This is a genomic window from Actinophytocola xanthii (genome assembly GCF_001921205.1).
GTDB lineage: Bacteria > Actinomycetota > Actinomycetes > Mycobacteriales > Pseudonocardiaceae > Actinophytocola > Actinophytocola xanthii.
Window position 1 is genome coordinate 74870 of the sequence record NZ_MSIE01000013.1, and the last position, 18125, is coordinate 92994.

Consider the following 18125-nt stretch of genomic DNA (forward strand, 5'->3'; position numbering starts at 1 on the left):
AGCTGCACCAGCGACGGTAGACCAGCGCCAACACGTTGGCAATCAGCCAACTCGGCACAGGAAGTGAACGGGGATTCGCGTACTCGGTGTCGGCGTGGGATGCGCCACCATTTGGGGGATGGACCGTTGACAACCGAAGAACTGGTGCCACGATGTTAACCAGGATTAGCACCAGGAGAGGACCGCCGAGCGTGCCTACCGAAGCCTTCGTCTACGACGCCATCCGAACCCCGCGCGGCCGGGGCAAGAACACCGGGTCGCTGCACGGAACCAAGCCGATCTCGCTTGTCGTGGGCCTGCTCGACGAGCTGCGCAAGCGCAACCCCACGCTGGACCTGGACCGGGTCTCCGACCTGCTCCTGGGCGTGGTCACCCCCGTCGGCGACCAGGGCAGCGACATCGCCAAGACCGCGGCCATCGCCGCCGGGCTCCCCGACACCGTGGGCGGCGTGCAGCTCAACCGGTTCTGCGCCTCGGGCCTGGAGGCGGTGAACATCGCCGCCCAGAAGGTGCGTGCCGGCTGGGACGAGGTGGTGATCGGCGGCGGCGTCGAGTCGATGTCGCGGGTGAAGATGGGCTCGGACGGCGGCGCATGGGCGATGGACCCGGTCACCGCCTACGACACCTACTTCGTCCCGCAGGGCATCGGCGCGGACCTCATCGCCACGATGGAGGGGTTCTCCCGCGAGGACGTCGACGCCTACGCGGTCTCCTCGCAGCAGCGGGCGGCCAAGGCCTGGGCCGGCGGCTACTTCGACCGGTCGGTGGTGCCGGTGGTCGACCAGAACGGCATCACGGTCCTCGACCGCGACGAGCACATGCGTCCGGAGTCGACGGTGGAGACCCTCGGCAAGCTCCCGCCGTCGTTCGCCGCGATCGGCGAGATGGGCGGGTTCGACGCGGTGGCGCTGCAGAAGTACCACCACGTCGAGGCGATCAACCACGTGCACTCGGCCGGCAACTCCTCCGGCATCGTCGACGGCGCGGCTCTGGTGCTGGTTGCCAGCGAGGAGGCCGGAACCGCGATGGGGCTGACCCCGCGGGCGCGGATCGTCGCCACCGCGACCTCCGGCGCCGACGCCACGATCATGCTCACCGGGCCGATTCCGGCCACGGAGAAGCTGCTCGCACGCACCGGGCTCGGCGTCGAGGACATCGACCTGTTCGAGCTGAACGAGGCGTTCGCCTCGGTCGTGCTGAACTACCAGAAGAAGCTGAACATCCCCAGCGAGAAGCTCAACGTCAACGGCGGCGCGATCGCCATGGGCCACCCGCTCGGCGCCACCGGCGCCATGATCCTCGGCACGATGGTCGACGAGCTCGAGCGCCGCGACGCGCGCCGTGCGCTGGTCACCCTGTGCATCGGTGGCGGCATGGGCGTCGCGACCCTGATCGAGCGCGTCTGAGACCCGGAACTCCCGAAGCGACACTCCCGAGCAACGAGGAAAGACACTCAATGACCGAGACATCGACGGGGACCGACACCATCCGCTGGGAGAAGGACCCCGACGGCATCGTCGTGCTCACCCTGGACGACCCGAACCAGTCGGCCAACACGATGAACCGCGCCTACGTCGAGTCGATGGGCAGGGCGGTCGACCGGCTCGAGGCGGAGAAGGACGACATCACCGGTGTCGTCGTCACCTCGGCGAAGAAGACCTTCTTCGCCGGTGGCGACCTCAAGGAGATGATCCAGGCGACCCCCGAGGCCGCCCAGGAGATGTTCGACTACATCACCACGATCAAGGCCCAGCTGCGCCGGCTGGAGACGCTGGGCCGGCCGGTCGTCGCGGCGATCAACGGCACCGCGCTCGGCGGCGGCCTGGAGATCGCGCTCGCCTGCCACCACCGGATCGCCGCCGACGTCAAGGGTTCGCAGATCGGACTGCCCGAGGTCACGCTCGGTCTGCTGCCCGGCGGTGGCGGCGTCACCCGCACCGTGCGGCTGCTCGGCATCCAGACCGCGCTGCTGTCGGTGCTGCTGCAGGGCCAGCGGCACAAGGTGGCCGCGGCGAAGGACCTCGGCCTGCTGCACGACGTCGTGGCTACCGTGGACGAGCTGTTGCCGAAGGCCAAGGAGTGGATCAGGGCCAACCCGGACGCGGCGCAGCCGTGGGACGTGAAGGGCTTCAAGATCCCGGGCGGCACCCCCTCGCACCCCGCGTTCGCGGCCAACCTGCCCGCGTTCCCGGCGAACCTGCGCAAGCAGCTCAAGGGCGCGAACATGCCGGCGCCCAAGGCCATCCTGGCCGCCGCCATCGAGGGCGCCCAGGTGGACATCGACAACGCGCTGGTCATCGAGTCCCGCTACCTGATCGAGCTGCTCACCGGTCCGGTCGCGAAGAACATGATCAAGGCGTTCTTCTTCGACCTGCAGCACATCAACTCCGGCGGCTCGCGCCCGGAGGGCCACGAGAAGTACACCGCCCGCAAGGTCGGCGTGCTCGGCGCCGGCATGATGGGCGCGGGCATCGCCTACGTGTGCGCCCGGGGCGGGATGGAGGTCGTGCTCAAGGACGTCTCGCTCGAGGCCGCGGAGAAGGGCAGGAACTACTCGGTCGCGCTGTTCGACAAGGCGGTCTCCCGCGGGAGGACCACCCGGGAGAAGGCGGACGAGACGCTGGCCCGGATCCACCCGACCGCGAGCCCCGAGGACCTCGCCGGCTGCGACCTGGTGATCGAGGCGGTGTTCGAGAGCCCCGAGCTCAAGCACAAGGTGTTCGCGGAGATCGAGGACATCGTCGCGCCGGACGCGCTGCTCGGCTCGAACACCTCGACGCTGCCGATCACCGGTCTCGCCGAGGGGGTGAAGCGGCAGGAGGACTTCATCGGCCTGCACTTCTTCTCACCGGTGGACAAGATGCCGCTGCTGGAGATCATCGTCGGCGAGCAAACCAGCGACGCCGCGCTGGCCAAGGCGTTCGACGTCGCGCAGCAGATCAAGAAGACCCCGATCGTCGTCAACGACAGCCGCGGATTCTTCACCAGCCGGGTCATCGGCACGTTCATGATCGAGGCGCTCTCGATGGTCGCCGAGGGGCTGCACCCCGCCTCGGTGGAGCAGGCCGGCGCGCAGGCCGGGTTCCCGTCCCCGCCGTTGCAGCTGCTCGACGAGCTGACGCTGACCCTGCCGCAGAAGATCATCCGGGAGACCAGGGCCGGCATCGAGGCCGAGGGCGGTACCTGGGTCGTGCCCGCGGCCGAGCCCCTGATCGACCGCATGGTGGACGAGTTCGACCGCCGGGGCCGCTCCTCGGGGGCCGGCTGCTACGACTACGGGCAGGACGGCAAGCGGACCACCCTCTGGCCGGGCCTGGTCGAGCACTTCACCAAGGACGGCGCCGAGATCCCGTTCGAGGACATGAAGGAGCGCATGCTCTTCGCCCCGGCGCTGGAGACGGTCAGGTGTCTCGACGAGGGCGTGCTGCGCTCGGTGCCGGACGCCAACATCGGCTCGATCATGGGCATCGGCTTCCCGCCGTGGACCGGCGGCGTGATCCAGTACATCAACAACTACCCGGGCGGCCCGGCCGGGTTCGTGGCCCGCGCCAACGAGTTGGCGCAGCGCTACGGCGACCAGTTCCGGCCGCCGGCCTCGCTGGTGGCGAAGGCGGAGAAGGGCGAGATCTTCGAGTAGCCCACCGCGCGACCCCGCCGCCGTGAACCGCCGCCGTGAACCGCCGCCGTGAACCGCCGCCGTGACCCTGGCGGGGTCACGGCGGCGTCGTGTTCGGCACCTATACTCGGCTCGTTTCGGTGTCTTCGCCGACGAGCGGAGTGGGCGTGATGTGGGCGGAGTTCGGTCTCGCCGCGAACCCCTACGCCACCGACCCGATCCCGCCGAGCGAGGAGGGCGACCAGCTCCTGGCCGGCCGGGACGCGGAGCTCGAGGAGCTGTTGGCGCGGGTCCGCGCCGCCGGCGCGCATCCCACCGTGGAGGGGGACGACGGCGTCGGGAAGACCAGCCTGGTCTCGGTCGTCTGCCACCGGCTGCGCAGCGAGGTCGAGCAGGGGGCGAGCTCCCCGGTGTTCCTCCCGTTGCTGGGGGAGCCGGTCCAGCCGCGGGCCGGCCACTCGGTCGACCTGTTCGTCGAGCGGGTCTACCTGCGGGTCGCGACCACGATTCTCGGCGAGCGCGAGACCCTGCGCCGCCGCGGGCTGCGGGTGCCCGACGCCGCCGAGGTCCGGGACTGGCTGCGGTCGCCGATCGTCAGGGGCTGGGGGGCGGGTGTGAACACCTCGCCGGGGGACACCGTGGCCGGGCTCCTGGGGACCGTCGACCGGTGGCTCCACGAGCTGTTCCCCGGCCCGCGGTCCGGCGGCTTCGTCTGCGTGGCCGACAACCTGGCGGCGCTGGAGACGGCGCACGGCGCGAGAACCCTGCTCGAGGCGATCGGCGGCCCCCTGCTCGACCGGTGCGGCCTGCGCTGGGTCCTCTGTGGCGCGCGGGGGGGCCTGCGCGCGTCCGCACGGCTCCCCGCCCGCCTCGGCGCACCACTGGAGCTCGGGCCGCTTGCGGACGAGGACGTCGAGGCGGCGGTCGAGCGGCGGCTGCGCCGGTACCGGACGTCCGACGACGCCACCGCACCGATCGGCCCGTCCTCGTTCCGCACGCTCTACGAGGTGCTCGGCCGCGACCTCCGCGAGGCGTTCACCTACGCCGAGGCCTTCTCGATCTGGTTGTACAGCAGGGAGAAGACGGCCGGCACGCCCGGCGAGCTCGACGCCCTGTTCGAGGCCTGGCTTGCCGGCCGGGCCGACCTGCACCGCCGGGAGACCGAGCTGGGCAACCGGGCCTGGCAGGTGTTCGACCAGCTCGCTGCCCGCCGCGGCCGGTGCTCCACGGGCGACTTCGAGGACTTCGGCTTCCACACGCGGGACGCGATGCGTACCCACCTCGCCGCGCTCGAGACGCAGAACCTCGTCACCACCTTGGACAACCACGAGAACGACAAGCGCCGCAGGACCATCGTGCTGACCCCGCGCGGCTGGCTCGTGCGCTACGCCAGAGGCGACCACCGGCCGCCGAGATTGGTTTAGACCTTGTGCGTTCCCCCGTCGCACCCCTAGCATCCGAGAGGCCGGTGCGGTTCGTGCGACGGGGGTCCGATGAGGTTCAGACGTGCGGTCGCCGCGGCGGTTCTCGGCTCGCTCGCCGGCGCCGCGCTCGGTTGCGCACCACCCCAGGCGAACAGCGGCGACCAGGGACAGCGCTCCGACCAGACCACCGGCGAGCTGCGTGTCTGGCTCTTCCAGGAAGCCAGCAACGAGCCGAAGGAGGCCGTCGTCGAGGAGGCGGTGGCCGAGTTCGAGGCCGCGCACGAGGGCGTCACGGTCAACGTCGAGTACCTGCCGGTGGACGGTCGCGCCAGCCGCTTCAACGGCGCGTTCAACGACCCCGAGAGCGCCCCGGACGTTGCCGAGTTCGGCAACACCGACCTCGCCGGCTACACCGCCTCCAACGGGTTCGCCGACCTCACCGACGACCTCGAACGGTGGCCGGACGGCGCCGACCTGGTGCCCGAGGTGCTCGACACGGCCAGGGTGGACGGACGGACCTACGGCGTCCCCTGGTTCACCGGCACCCGCGCGCTCTACTACCGCACCGACGTGTTCACCGAGCTGGGGCTCAAGCCGCCGACCACGCTCGCCGAGCTGACCGAGACGGCGCGCGCGATCCGCGCGGCGAGATCCGACCTGTACGGCATCTCGGTCGGCGGCAAGTACCTGTTCGCGTTGCTGCCGTTCATCTGGGCCCACGGCGGCGACATCGCCGAACGGAACGGCGAGACGTGGTCGGCCACCATCGACAGCCCGGCGGCGCGCACGGGCTTCGCCCGCTACACCGAGCTGATCGCCCCGGACATCTGCCCGCCCCAGCAGTGCGCGCAGCTCACCGGCAGCCAGTCGGTGGCCGCGTTCGCCGGCGGCAAGGCGGCGATGACGATCGGCGGCGACTTCAACCGTGCGGCGGTCACCGAGGGAGCGGTCGGGGACCGCTTCGCCGTCGTGCCGCTGCCGGGCACGGCGCCGGGCGAGATCGCCCCCGCGTTCGCCGGCGGCAACCTGCTCGGGGTGTTCGCCTCCACCGACCGCCGCACGCTGGCCTGGGAGTTCGTCCGCCTGCTCGGCGGCAAGGAGTACCAGCGCGCGCTGTACGACGCGATGGGCACGATGCCCACGTTCACCGACGTCCAGGACGCGGTCGCCGGCGCCGACCCGTTCCTGCGGCCGTTCATCGAGACGGTCCAGGCCGGGACCCGGTTCGTCCCGGCCACACCGGCATGGACGAGGATCGACGCCCAGGCGGTGCTGCCGACGGCCGTGCAGCAGGTGGCCACCGGTAGCCAGGACGTCGACACCGCGACCTCGGCCGCGGCCGCCGAGATGGACGCGGCCTTCGCCGGCTAGGGAGCCACCCCCGGATGGCCCTGCCCCCAGTCACCCCTGCCGCGCCGGCCGACCGCACCCGATCGGCGCGGCAGGGGCCCCACCGGGACGACGGCCGGGCCGCGCTGCTCTACCTGGCCCCGGCCGCGGTCGTGCTGCTCGCGCTGATGGCCTACCCGATCTACCAGCTCGTGGTGATCTCGCTGCACGACTACGGGCAGGCGCAGGCCTCCGGCGCGGCACCGCTGGTGTTCCTCGGCCTGGAGAACTACCGCACGCTGCTCGGCGACCCGCAGTTCTGGGACGTGCTGGCGGCGACGGTGGTGTTCGCCGCGGTCTGCGTGGTCGCCACGATGCTGGTCGGCACGGCGCTCGCGGTGCTGGCGAGCCGGGCCGGTCCGGTGCCCCGCACGCTGCTGTTCCTCGCCGCGCTCGGCGCCTGGGCCACCCCCACGATGGCGGGCTCCTACGTCTGGCTGTTCCTGTTCGACCAGGACTTCGGGCTGGTCAACGAGGTCCTGTCGAGCCTGGGGCTGCCGCTGTCCGGCCACTCCTGGACCTTCGAGCGGCTCTCCGCGTTCGGGCTGGTCGCGGCGGAGATCGTCTGGTGCTCGTTCCCGTTCGTCATGGTGACGGTGTACGCGGGGATCACCGCGATCCCCCGGGAGGTGGTCGAGGCCGCGGCGCTGGACGGAGCCTCGGCCGTCCGCACCGCCACCTCGGTGGTCCTGCCGATCCTGCGGCCGCTGCTGGCCATCGCCACGATCCAGTCGATCATCTGGGACTTCAAGGTGTTCACCCAGATCTACGTGATGACCGGCGGCGGTGGCGTCGCCGGGCAGAACCTGGTGCTCAACGTCTTCGCCTACCAGAAGGCGTTCGCGGGTGAGCAGTACGGGCTCGGCGCGGCGATCGGGGTCGTGATGACCGTGCTGCTGCTCGCCGTGACCGGGTTGTACGTGCGAGCCCAGCGGTGGCGGCCGTGAGGCGCCGTGCGGCCGACGTCGCCTGCCTGGCCGTCGCGCTCGTCGTCGCGTTCCCGCTCTACTGGATGGTTCTCTCGGCACTCCGGCCGGCCGGCGAGATCCAGGCCGCCGACCCGCGCCCGTGGACCCTCGCGCCCACTGTGGACAGCTTCCGCCGGGTGCTGACCGCGCAGGACTTCGGGCGCTACTTCCTCAACAGCCTCCTCGTCGCGGTCGTCGTGGTCGCCCTCTCGCTGGTGGCGTCGTTCCTCGCGGCGGTCGCGCTGACCAGGCTCCGCTTCCGCGGGCGGACCGTGCTGCTGGTGATGCTGCTGGTGGCGCAGATGGTCCCGGTCGAGGCCCTGACGATCCCGCTGTTCTTCCTGGTGCGTTTCTACGGCGACGTCGTACCCGCCGTCGGGCTCAACCAGCTCGGCTCGCTGGTGGTGGTGCACCTCGCGTTCAGCCTGCCGTTCGCGATCTGGATGCTGCGCGGGTTCACCGCCGCGGTCCCGGCGGAGCTGGAGGAGGCGGCCGCACTGGACGGCGCCTCCCGGTTCCGGTTCACCTGGCAGGTGTTGTTCCCACTGGTCGCCCCGGGCCTGGTGGCCGCGAGCGTGGTGTCGTTCGTGCACGCCTGGAACGACTTCCTGTTCGCCAAGACCTTCCTGATCTCCGGCACCGAAACCCGTACCCTTCCGCTCGGTCTGCTCGTATTCTTCAAACCGGAGGAACAGGACTGGGGGGCGATCATGGCAGGGGCGACGTTGATGACTATTCCGGTGCTTGTCTTCTTCGTCGCGGTGCAGCGACACCTCGTCTCGGGACTGGGTGGCTCGGTGAAGGGATGACCGCGCTCGACGGTCTCCTGCCCCGTCCGGTGCGGGTCCGTCCCGCCACCGGCCACTACCGCATCGACGGCCCCGAGATCCCGGCCAGGGTCTCCACCGTCCTTCGGGTCGACCCGATCCGGGTGCCGAACCCGGAGGGGTTCCGGATCACGATCACCCCGACCGGGGTCACCACGCTGGCCGCCGACTCCGCCGGCGCCTACTACGCGGAGGCCGCGCTGCGCCAGCTGCTCGGCCCGGACGCCTTCCGCGCCGCGAACATCCACGGCGGGCCGTGGTTGCTGCCGTGCGGGCAGGTCGAGGACCACCCCAGGTTCTCCTGGCGCGGGTGCCTGCTGGACGTGGCCCGCCACTTCATGCCCAAGGCCGGGGTGTTCCGGTTCATCGACCTGATGGCCGTGCACCGGCTCAACATCCTGCACCTGCACCTCACCGACGACCAGGGCTGGCGCATCGAGGTGCCGGAGTTCCCGCGGCTCACCGAGGTCGGCTCCTGGCGGCAGGGCTCCTGGGTCGGCCGCCAGCCGGACGGCACCGCCGAGCACGACGGCCGCCCGCACGGCGGGTACTACACCACCGACGACCTGCGGGAGATCGTCGCCTACGCCCAGGACCGGCACATCACGGTCGTGCCCGAGGTGGACGTGCCGGGCCACAGCCAGGCGGCCATCGCGTCCTATCCCGAGCTGGGCGTGACCGGCGCCGCCCTGCAGGTGCTGACCCGCTGGGGGATCAGCGACAACGTGCTCAACGTCTCCGACGAGACCATCGAGTTCTACCGGCGGGTGTTCACGCATGTGGCGGCGGTGTTCCCGGCGCCGGTGATCTGCGTAGGCGGGGACGAGGTGCCGCTGACCCAGTGGGCGCACAGTCCGGCCGCCCGCCGGCGGATGGAGGAGCTCGGCCTGTCCAGCGCCGCGCAGCTGCCCGGCTGGTTCGTCGGCCGGATCACCGCGCACCTCGCCGCGCTGGGCCGCCGCGCCCTGGGCTGGGACGAACTGCTCGACAGCGGAGAGGTGCCGCAGGAGACCATCATCGCGAGCTGGCGCGGCGAGCAGCACGGCGTTCGTGCCGCCCTGGCCGGGCACGACGTCGTGATGTGCCCCGAGCAGGAGACCTACCTCGACCACCGCCAGTCCGACCACACCGACGAGCCGATCCCGGTCGGCTTCCGCCGTACGCTGGCCGACGTCTACGCCTACGAGCCGATCCCGGCCGCGATGCCGGCGTCGGCCGTGCCCCGGGTGCTCGGGGCGCAGGCGCAGGTGTGGACCGAGCACCTGGACAACCCCAGGCGGGTGGACTACGCGGCGTTCCCCCGGCTCGCCGCGTTCGCCGAGGTCGTCTGGTCCGCGCCGGAGGGCCGTTCGCTCGAGGAGTTCGAACGCCGCCTCGAGCGCCACCACCTGCCGAGGCTGGACGCGCTCGGCGTGGAGTACCGCCCCCGCGGCGGTCCGCGGCCCTGGCAGACCAGGCCCGGGGTTCCCGGCCGCATCCGCGGCCTCAACGCCACGAGCTGATCCCCGACCCCGGGACCGGCCCGCCGCGCGCGAGGTCAGCCCGCGCCGGCGACCGCCGCGACGAAGCCACGCGCACGTTCGGCGATGTCGGACAGGCGGGACTCGGCGGCCAGCGCGGGGGCGACCACGCCGCTGCCGGCGGTGACCGCGAGGGCTCCGCCGGCGAGGAAGTCGGCCGCGTTCTCCGTGGTGATCCCGCCGGTGGCCACCAGCGGCACGTCGGGGTACGGGCCGTGCAGGTCGCCGAAGTAGGCGGGGCCGAGCCGGGCGGCGGGGAACACCTTGACCGCGGTGGAGCCGAGGTCGACCGCGGCGGCCACCTCGGTGGGGGTCATCGCGCCCAGGACGAGCGGCACGTCGCGCTTGGCGGCCTCCGCGGCGACGTCCGGCCGCAGGCCGGGGGTGAGCAGGAACGAGGCGCCGGCGGCGATGGCGTCCCGCGCGTCCTGGGCCGACATCACCGTTCCCGCGCCCAGGATCAATCCGTCCACTGAGGACGCCTGTTCGATCAGGCGCGGAGCCTCCGGCGTGGTCAGCGCGAACTCGACGACGGGCAGCCCGGCCTCGACCAGCGTGCCGGCCAGCCCGACCGGGTCGGGGATGGCGGGAGCCCGGATGATGCACAGCGCACGGCGTACGGTGAGCTCGGCGAGCAGGTTCACGGGCGGTCTCCTGGTGGCCTGGGGGGAGGGCGTTGTCACGGGGACGGTATGCCACCGGGTCACGCGCCGCGCGTCGCCTCCTCCCGGCCGAGAGCGACTGGTCAGGATGCGTACGCTCGATGCGGGGGCAGCCATCTGATGGTCCGCAGGCCCAATCGACACTCGCTGCCCCCGCCTGACTCGAGGTCAGGTCACGGGCTCGATCACGTCGGCAGCCCGATAGACCTCAAGCCCCTTGGACGTCCAGGGCTCCCACGGTTCGACGGCGAGACGCTCAACCCACCGCATCTGGGACGCGAAGTACTCCGTGTACGGGGTGTCCTGCCCGAAGATCAGGATCGGTCCATCTGTACCCCGCTTGCCGTGGCCGTAGAGCATCACGCGGTAGTGGTCGTCGATCTCCTCGATCGCGAACGAGCAGGGGAAGTTGTACAGCCACACCTGCAACCCGCCTCCCCGCTCGGTGAAGTCGGCTAGGCGCTCCTCGGCAGCCACCAACGGCCGAAGCACCTCCCGGAGGTAGCGATCCGGGTTCTCCATCGCTGCCTCGCCTGGCTCCAGGCGGTAGCGGTCTCGTCGTGAGTCGGTGGTCGGATCCATCATGTACATGCGGACCGGGATCGTGCGGGCTTTCGCTTCGATCATCGGCAGCACGTGGTCTCGGGCGTAGAAGTTGCGGGTCAACCCGAACACGTTCACACGGTGTCGAGCGGATGCGATCCGGCCGAACAGGTCCCGCATGCTCTCATCGTCGGTGCGTGCGTAGATATCGGTCAGGCCGGCACGTTCCAGGTGGGTGATCTCAGGCACCGAGTGATCCTCTCCGTAGCCGAGCCGATCGGGCCTCGTCCGGTACACCCGGCACAGGTAGTCGATCCGCTCATCGTTCGGCCGGCGTTGGCCGTGTTCCCATCGCAGGATCTCAGGGTCGGTGAGGTTCGGCGGAGCTAGTCCGTCTTGCTCGTAGGCCGCATCGATCCGAGCGGACAGCTCTGACCGACTCCAACCATGCCCAACGCCAGGCGAGCAACGGATGGACATCGTCGAGACGTGCGATCCGGTCCGCGATGTCCTCTACGTGGGCACCCTCGCGAAGACCAGCCAACCTGATCTCTAGTGCTTCCCGCTGTCGGAGCTGTCTCACAGATCGATCTACACGCGACATAACCCGCACGGTGCCGGGTTTGACGTGAGGCGTCAACTCGAGTGACGCGATAGGACGTCGAGCGCGTCAATATCTGGGACGATGCTCGGTCCATGGCTGGTCAACCGTGGTGGGTTTCGATGCTGTGGCTCGGCTCCATCGTCGTTGTCTCCGGTCTCCTGATCTTCGCAGCCGGGAGGGCCGACAAGCGGGATCGGAGCAACCAGCGGGGCAAACGATGAGCAGGTACAAACCGGACAGGGTCCGGGGAGCAACCATGCGGGCGTGGCTCAGTACGCCATGTCCCCCGGTGCCCGATCCGGTTCGAGTCCCACGTCGGTGCCGCTGCAAGTCCTGGGTGTTCGGGGTTGACGCTCGCGATGCCGATCGGCGGTTGCAGGAGCACAAAGAGAAGGAAGGGTGTTCGGGTTGACTGTGCCTCGGGGGCCGCTACGCCTGCCGTGCAAGAAGTGTGAGGGCGACGGGCGCGAGCACTGCCAGGACAGTTCACCACCGGGTCACGCGCCGCGCGTTGCCTCCGTCATGCCGCGGTTGGTCCATTCGTCCGGGAGGTCCTCCGGCACGAGCAGCGTGAGGTCCTCGACCGTGGCGGTGGTCGACCGGGCGAGCCGGACGGCGTGCTCGGAGACCATGGTCTCGAACGTGCGGCGGGCGGTGCGGCCGTTGCCGAAGCTTCGTCCCCGCTCGAGGCTGTCGTAGTAGGCCAGCAGCTCGGTCCGGGTGGACTCGGCGAGGCGGTAGTCGTGCGCCGTGGCCTGCAGCTCGGTGATGCGGACGAGCTCGGAGGAGGTGTAGTCGGGGAACTCGATCGTGCGGCTGAAGCGGGACTCCAGGCCGGGGTTGGCGGCGACGAAGCGAGCCATCTCGGCGGTGTACCCCGCGACGATCACCACCACCTCGTCCCGGTGGTCCTCCATCAGCTTGACCAGCGTGTCGATCGCCTCCCGGCCGAAGTCGGCGCCCCCGTGGTCGGGTGTGAGCGCGTATGCCTCGTCGATGAACAGCACGCCGCCCCTGGCCCGGTCGAACTGCTTCTTGGTCCTGGGAGCGGTGTGGCCGACGTAGGAGCCGACCAGGTCCACCCGGGACACCTCGACCAGGTGCCCGGCCTCGAGCAGGCCGAGCGCGGCCAGGATCCGCCCGTACAGCCGCCCCACGGTGGTCTTGCCCGTCCCCGGGTTGCCGGTGAACACGAGGTGCCGGCTCAACGGCGGGGTCCGCAGCCCGGCCTCGGCCCGGCGCTGACCCACCATGATGAGATCGACCAGCGTCCGGACCTCCTCCTTGACCTCGGCGAGCCCGATCAGCGCGTCGAGCTCGCCGAGGAGCTCGGCGACCGAGGCGGGGCCGGCGGGCGCGGACGGCTCGCCCGCCCCCGCCGCGTCCCCCGTGCCCGGCGGGAGGCCGACCTGGTCGTCCTCCCCGTTGCGGTAGGAGGAGCAGGCCTGGACCGACGGGCTGCCGGCCAGCTCGAAACCGGTGTACCCGTTGTCGAACGCGCGGCACCTGGTCAGCGTCGCCCGGTCGCCGTGGATGTCGAAGCCGTGTCGGCTCGCGCCGCTGACCACACAGTCCTCGAACGTCGAGGTCGACTCGGAAAAGGCCACCACGCCGTGGTCGTCGACGTCGCTGACCCGGCAGCGGACGAACTTGGCGTCGCCGCCGTAGAGGGTGATCCCGGTGTCCGACGCCTTCTCGATCACGCAGTCCTCGGCGGCCAGCGTGGTTCCCCGGTCGGCCACGCTGAACCCGTTCCCCGACACGTCCTGGATCCGCGTGTGCGCGACCGTCGCACGGGCCCCGCTGCCCATCGACACCGCGGGGTAGCCACCGCCGCCGGTGATCTCGGTTCTGAGCAGCGACGCGGCGGAGTTCCGACCGGTCACCTCGACCGCGCCCATGTCGATGTCGACGAAGCGGCAGTCCATGATGGACGCCGAGCCGGCGGACACAGCGCACCCGGAGCCGGAGCTCTCGGCGATCGTGCACCCGCTCAGCTCGGCGACCGCGTCCCGCCCGTCCAGCCAGACGCCGTTGCCGCCGGTGCCGCGAACGGTGGTCCCGGTCAGCACCGCCTTGGCACCGCGTTCCAGGTAGACCCCGGCGAGGTCGGTGTCCAGGATCTCGCTGTCGCGCAGGACGACGACCGCTCCCCGTCCGCGGACCTCCACCCCGTACCCGCTCGGGCCGCTCAGCCGGCACGCGGTGAGCGTCGGCGTGGCGCCCCCGTCCACCTCGAGCGCCGCCATGCCGGCGTCGAGGACCGCGCACCGCTCGAAGGTCCCGCCCGCACCGTCGACCTTGATGCCCGCCCCGTTCTCGTTGGTGACGTGGCAGTCCCGCACCAGCGGCGTCGCGCGCTCGGCCACGCTGATCCCGCTGTCCCCGGTGCCGGTGACCGAGCAGCCATCGAGGACCGGGGTGATCCCGTCGCCGGTGATCACCACGGTGCCCGTCCAGCAGCCCTCGCCGCGCAGCTCCAGGCCGCGCACCGTCGCGGACGCGGTCAGGGTCAGGGCGGCGTGGTCGGTGTTGCCGACGAGGCACACCCCGCCCGGTCCGTTCTGGGCACGGAGCTCGATCTCCTTGTCGACCACGACCGGACCCGGGTAGGTCCCGGCCGCGACCTCCACGACATCCCCCGGTCTGGCGTCGCGCACGGCCGAGCCGATGTCCCGATAGCCGGGCCCGAAGCCCGCGACCCGCAGCAGTCTTGCGTTCACCCCGCACAGGTTAGGGCTTTCCCGAGGCGCGCCGAGGGGAGTTCGACCACTTGGGCCGGATCCGAGGTGTCAGGCGGGGACCAGGCCGGCCTCGTAGGCGAAGATCGTGAGCTGGACCCGGTTGCTGACGTCGACCTTGGCGAACGAGCGGGTGATGTGGGTCTTGACGGTCGCCTCGCTGAGGAACAGGGCCGCGGCGATCTCCGCGTTGGACCGTCCGCGTGCGACCTCCCGGACCACCTCGCGCTCCCGTTCGCTCAGCCCGGCGAGCCGGGTCCTCGCCCGCTCCCGCCGCGGGTCGAGCCGCCCGGCCACGAAGTGTCCGATGAGCGTTGTCGTGGTGCGCGGCGACAACATCATCTCGCCGCCGGCGACGACCCGGACCGCCTCGATGATCTCCCGCGGCGAGCCCTCCTTGAGCAGGAAGCCGCTGGCGCCGGCGGTGAGCGCGTCGAACACGTACTCGTCCAGGTCGAACGTGGTGAGCACGAGGACCTTGGGCGGGCGGGGGAGCGTCATCACCGCCGCCGTCGCGGCCAGCCCGCTCATCCGCCGCATCCGGATGTCCATGATCACGACGTCCGGGGCGTGCGCGGCCACCGCCGGGAGCACCTCGTCCCCGTCGCCCGCCTCCCCGACCACCACGATGTCCTCGGCACTGCCGAGGATCATGGACAGCCCGGTGCGGACGAGCGGATCGTCGTCGACCAGCAACACCCGGACCTGGACCACCGGGACATGCTAGGGCACGTCTGGTGGATCTCCGGCCGCGCGGTCCGCGCCCGGGCGGCCTGGCCGCGTTGTCGCACCAGGAGTCGATGCGGTTCCCTCAGGGCTCGTCCGGTGACTCCCACGGCAGCCAGGCCCGGACCACGAACGTTCCCCGGTCGGTCGGCCCCGCGCTCACGTGTCCGCCCAGGACGGCGGCCCGTTCGGTCATCCCGGCGAGCCCGGAGCGCGAGCCGGGCGATGGTTCCGCCGCGTCGGACAGCGGGTTGCTGACCTCGATCGCCACCCCGGTGCCCGGGCCGCCGCGCACGACCAGCTCGGCCGCGCTGCCCGGGGCGTGCCGCACGACGTTGGTCAGCGACTCCTGCACGATCCGGTAGACGGCGGTGCCCAGCGCCCCCGGCGCCTGCCCGGGACGGTCCACCATGATCGTGGCGGTCACCGGCGCACCGGCCGCGCGGGTGCGTCCCACCAGGTCCGGCAGGTCGCCGAGGGTCGTGCTCGGACTCTCGGCCGCGTTGTCGTCCCGCAGCGGTATCGCGCGCCCGTCCCGCAGCATGCCGATCACCTGCCGGAGGTCCTCGAGGGACTGTTTCGCCGAGGTGCGGACGTTGCGCGCCGCCTCTCCCACCGCGGCGTCCTCGCTCACCTCGAGCGCGCCCGCCTGCAACGACAGCAGCGACAACCGGTGCCCCAGCACGTCGTGCATCTCGTGGGCGATGCGGGACCGCTCCTCGCGCCGCGCCATCTCCTCGCGCAACACCCGTTCTCGCGCGGCCTGCCCGGCGAGCGCTTGGCGGGTGCGCCGGATGATGCCGAACACGACGGGGATCGCGGTCAGCACGGCGGCGATCACCAGGACACCGACCACCCGCACCGCGGTGTTCTCGGCGTCGATGAGCCGGCCGGCGATCGTGATGTCCTGGTTGTACCCGGTGTCCCGCCACACCGCGAGCGCGGTCACCCCGAACACCAGCGTCGTCGCGGCCCGCACGAGGTGTCCCTGGCGGCCGGCGGCCAGCGCGGCGAGCGCGGCGAGCGCGGCGAACGAGTCCGCTCCCAGCAGCGGCGGGACGAGCGCGATGATCGTGACCAGCTCGGGTCTGCGGTGCCGCCAGCAGAGCATGACCGCCGCGCCGAGCGCGGCGAGCAGGGCGAACCAGGCCAGCGCGCTCATCCGGGTCATCGTCTGGCCCGGTACGTAGCCCTCCGCGCCGACCGCGTAGAGGCTGCTCACCACGCTCGCCGTCACAACGCAGACGGTCGTCACGACCTCGCGCACTGCTCGCCCCATGGCCGCAGAGCGTACGGGCAGACGCCCCGACCGCGGGTCGCATCCTTTCGGCCGGGATTGACGACTTTCGGTTGACCCCAGGCGATCTGTTCGGGCGACGTGCGGAGGCGGTTGCCGTTGCTTGTATTCCGCCGCATCGACAACGACCTGAAAGGACACGTTCCGTGAACCAGCTCGCTCCCACCGAACAGCGCAACGGCCTCGGCACCGCCGGTTTCGTGCTCGGCCTGGTCGGCCTCCTTATCGCGTTGATCCCCCTGCTGGGGGTTCTCGCCTGGCCCCTGGTGGTGCTGGGCGTGATCTTCTCCGCTGTCGGCATCGCGCGGGTCCGCCGCGGGGCCGCGTCGAACAAGGGCCTCGCCATCGCCGGCCTGGTCGTGTCGATCGTGGGCCTCGGGGCGTGCGTGCTCTGGAGCTTCGTGATCAACACGGCCGACAACACCCTCGAGGAGGAGGCCGCCCGGGAGGTCGAGATCACCTACGAGGTCACCGGCGACACCGCCACCGCCGACATCGAGTACAGCACCTACAGCGACGACGGCGTCGAGAGCCACGCGGAGAACGGCGCCAAGGTCCCCTGGACCAAGAAGGTCACCGCGAAGGGCCTGCTCAAGGGCGGCTCCCTGCTGGCAACGACCGGCGAGTCCGGCGGCAAGATCACCTGCCGCGTCCTGGTGGACGGCAAGGAGACCGAGACCGGCACCGCGTCCGGCCCCTTCGCCATGGCCACCTGCACCGGCTTCTGACCGCCGACCGGACCCGTCACCTCGGTGGCCGGTGCTGTCCGGGCGCGTCCGTGAGCCCCGGCAGCTCGGTCTCGGGGTTGTCGGGCACGGGCACCGCCAGCAACTCGATGGCGATCTCCACCAGCCGCGCCAGAGCGGGACGGGCGATGAGGATGTTCAGCTCGTCGGTCGGCTGTCCGATCATCACATGGACGTCCATGTCGCCGGTGAACGTGGCCCGCAGCTGGCAGCTGCCGGGGATGTCGAGCCAGACCGCCGCATGCGGCTCACCGGCCATCTCGTGTCAGTCCTTCGTTCTGCATGGTTGGTCTCCCGCTGTGTCTGGGGTGTGGCGGGACCAGGAGACCTCGGCACCGCCAGGGTGCGAAACCGGGTGGGTGCGCTTCCCACATCGGTTGTCACCTGGCGCCCTGTGCGGAAACGGCGACAATGGGAGTGTGCGGCAGACGGCCGGGGAACCCCCGGAGATCCTCGAGTTCCAGCGGGTACTGGGGGAACGGCTGGCGACGTTCCGCAAGGCGGCCGAGGTCACACAAGCACGGCTCGCCTCGAGCGCCTATCTCGACCGCACTACCGTTTCCCACATCGAGCGAGGCCGGGCGCGGGGCGGTGAGGCGTTCTGGCGGACGGCGGACGATCTCGCCGGCGCCGGGGGCCAACTCCTCGACGCGTTCCACCGGCTCGAGGCCGCCAGGCGCGAGTACGAGGCGGATGTCCGCTCGCACGAGCTCGCCGCGGCGCGAGCCGAGGTGGACGGTCTGCGCGGTGCGCCGCTGACCGGTCGGGGCACCCGCGCACAGGGGCAGGACGACGAGCTGGCGGCCGTCGAACTGGCCCGCCGGGTTGCCGCTAGGGAGCGTCCTCAAAGCCAGAGGGTGAGGGTGGCTAGCGACGTCGGTGACGAGACGCTGACCCGGCTGGAGCTGGCCTTCGACGAGCTGGCGATGGCCTACCCGGTGACGCCGCCGGCGGAGTTGCTGGAGCGGTTGCGGACCCACCTGTCCTACGTCGAGGCGCTGGTCGACTCGCGGATGACGCTGGGGGAGCGGAGGCGGTTGATCGTGGTGGGTGCGTGGCTGT

Annotated in this window: 15 protein-coding genes; 8 read left to right on the plus strand and 7 right to left on the minus strand. The window is 71.2% G+C overall.

The genetic code is table 11. The annotated features are described in order from the left end of the window. The first annotated feature begins 152 nt into the window (after positions 1–152). From BU204_RS08915 to BU204_RS08945, 7 genes are all read left to right on the plus strand, one after another. Complete coding sequence (locus BU204_RS08915) at positions 153–1406, plus strand: acetyl-CoA C-acetyltransferase (RefSeq protein ID WP_456297878.1); 1254 nt, start codon at positions 153–155, stop codon at positions 1404–1406. A 50-nt stretch (positions 1407–1456) separates the two neighbouring features. Beyond that, entirely contained in the window at positions 1457–3637 is a 2181-nt protein-coding gene (locus BU204_RS08920; protein WP_075125115.1) for a 3-hydroxyacyl-CoA dehydrogenase NAD-binding domain-containing protein, read from the plus strand. A gap of 146 nt (positions 3638–3783) precedes the next feature. Next, positions 3784–5040, plus strand: a complete 1257-nt coding sequence (locus BU204_RS08925) for a MarR family winged helix-turn-helix transcriptional regulator (RefSeq protein ID WP_143229387.1) — start codon at positions 3784–3786, stop codon at positions 5038–5040. A gap of 69 nt (positions 5041–5109) precedes the next feature. Then, positions 5110–6411, plus strand: a complete 1302-nt coding sequence (locus BU204_RS08930) for an extracellular solute-binding protein (protein WP_075125117.1) — start codon at positions 5110–5112, stop codon at positions 6409–6411. Between the two features lie 14 nt (positions 6412–6425). After that, the gene (locus tag BU204_RS08935) at positions 6426–7376 is read left to right on the plus strand and encodes a carbohydrate ABC transporter permease (protein ID WP_075125118.1); all 951 of its coding nucleotides are present in this window, start codon (positions 6426–6428) and stop codon (positions 7374–7376) included. Further along, the gene (locus BU204_RS08940) at positions 7373–8206 is read left to right on the plus strand and encodes a carbohydrate ABC transporter permease (protein ID WP_233159817.1); all 834 of its coding nucleotides are present in this window, start codon (positions 7373–7375) and stop codon (positions 8204–8206) included. Before BU204_RS08935 ends, BU204_RS08940 begins: the two co-directional genes overlap by 4 nt. After that, on the plus strand, positions 8203–9726 hold the full coding sequence (locus BU204_RS08945) for a beta-N-acetylhexosaminidase (RefSeq protein WP_075125120.1): 1524 nt from the start codon (positions 8203–8205) through the stop codon (positions 9724–9726). Before BU204_RS08940 ends, BU204_RS08945 begins: the two co-directional genes overlap by 4 nt. 35 nt (positions 9727–9761) lie before the next feature. Here BU204_RS08945 and BU204_RS08950 read toward each other — a convergent pair whose 3' ends face one another. The 5 genes from BU204_RS08950 to BU204_RS08970 all read right to left on the minus strand — a co-directional run bounded on the left by BU204_RS08950 (position 9762) and on the right by BU204_RS08970 (position 16299). Continuing rightward, positions 9762–10388 carry a bifunctional 4-hydroxy-2-oxoglutarate aldolase/2-dehydro-3-deoxy-phosphogluconate aldolase gene (locus BU204_RS08950; protein ID WP_075125121.1) on the minus strand — a complete coding sequence of 209 codons (627 nt, stop codon included), beginning with the start codon at positions 10386–10388 and terminating at the stop codon, positions 9762–9764. Positions 10389–10574: 186 nt separating this feature from the next. Continuing rightward, on the minus strand, positions 10575–11429 hold the full coding sequence (locus tag BU204_RS08955; RefSeq protein WP_143229389.1) for a helix-turn-helix domain-containing protein: 855 nt from the start codon (positions 11427–11429) through the stop codon (positions 10575–10577). 621 nt (positions 11430–12050) lie between these two features. Then, the gene (locus BU204_RS08960; protein ID WP_075125123.1) at positions 12051–14276 is read right to left on the minus strand and encodes a right-handed parallel beta-helix repeat-containing protein; all 2226 of its coding nucleotides are present in this window, start codon (positions 14274–14276) and stop codon (positions 12051–12053) included. A gap of 69 nt (positions 14277–14345) precedes the next feature. Further along, entirely contained in the window at positions 14346–14993 is a 648-nt protein-coding gene (locus tag BU204_RS08965; protein ID WP_075125188.1) for a response regulator, read from the minus strand. A 112-nt stretch (positions 14994–15105) separates the two neighbouring features. Next, positions 15106–16299 (minus strand): sensor histidine kinase, encoded by a 1194-nt coding sequence (locus BU204_RS08970; protein ID WP_075125124.1) that lies wholly within the window; start codon positions 16297–16299, stop codon positions 15106–15108. A gap of 164 nt (positions 16300–16463) precedes the next feature. Between BU204_RS08970 and BU204_RS08975 the strand changes: the two genes are divergently transcribed. After that, complete coding sequence (locus BU204_RS08975) at positions 16464–17045, plus strand: MmpS family transport accessory protein (RefSeq protein ID WP_075125125.1); 582 nt, start codon at positions 16464–16466, stop codon at positions 17043–17045. A 16-nt stretch (positions 17046–17061) separates the two neighbouring features. Here the strand turns inward: BU204_RS08975 and BU204_RS08980 are convergent, their stop codons facing one another. Next, positions 17062–17322, minus strand: coding sequence for a hypothetical protein (locus BU204_RS08980; protein ID WP_075125126.1), 261 nt, complete (start codon positions 17320–17322; stop codon positions 17062–17064). Between the two features lie 121 nt (positions 17323–17443). Continuing rightward, positions 17444–17911, minus strand: coding sequence for a hypothetical protein (locus BU204_RS40660; protein WP_198942811.1), 468 nt, complete (start codon positions 17909–17911; stop codon positions 17444–17446). Positions 17912–18125 lie beyond the last annotated feature (214 nt).

Coding starts and splice junctions, on each gene's coding strand:
- BU204_RS08915 (WP_456297878.1), top strand. CDS start 153: ATGTTAACCAGGATTAGCACCAGGAGAGGACCGCCGAGCGTGCCTACC.
- BU204_RS08955 (WP_143229389.1), bottom strand. CDS start 11,429: ATGTCCATCCGTTGCTCGCCTGGCGTTGGGCATGGTTGGAGTCGGTCA.
- BU204_RS08970 (WP_075125124.1), bottom strand. CDS start 16,299: ATGGGGCGAGCAGTGCGCGAGGTCGTGACGACCGTCTGCGTTGTGACG.
- BU204_RS08980 (WP_075125126.1), bottom strand. CDS start 17,322: ATGGCCGGTGAGCCGCATGCGGCGGTCTGGCTCGACATCCCCGGCAGC.
- BU204_RS08945 (WP_075125120.1), top strand. CDS start 8,203: ATGACCGCGCTCGACGGTCTCCTGCCCCGTCCGGTGCGGGTCCGTCCC.
- BU204_RS08920 (WP_075125115.1), top strand. CDS start 1,457: ATGACCGAGACATCGACGGGGACCGACACCATCCGCTGGGAGAAGGAC.
- BU204_RS08930 (WP_075125117.1), top strand. CDS start 5,110: ATGAGGTTCAGACGTGCGGTCGCCGCGGCGGTTCTCGGCTCGCTCGCC.
- BU204_RS08935 (WP_075125118.1), top strand. CDS start 6,426: ATGGCCCTGCCCCCAGTCACCCCTGCCGCGCCGGCCGACCGCACCCGA.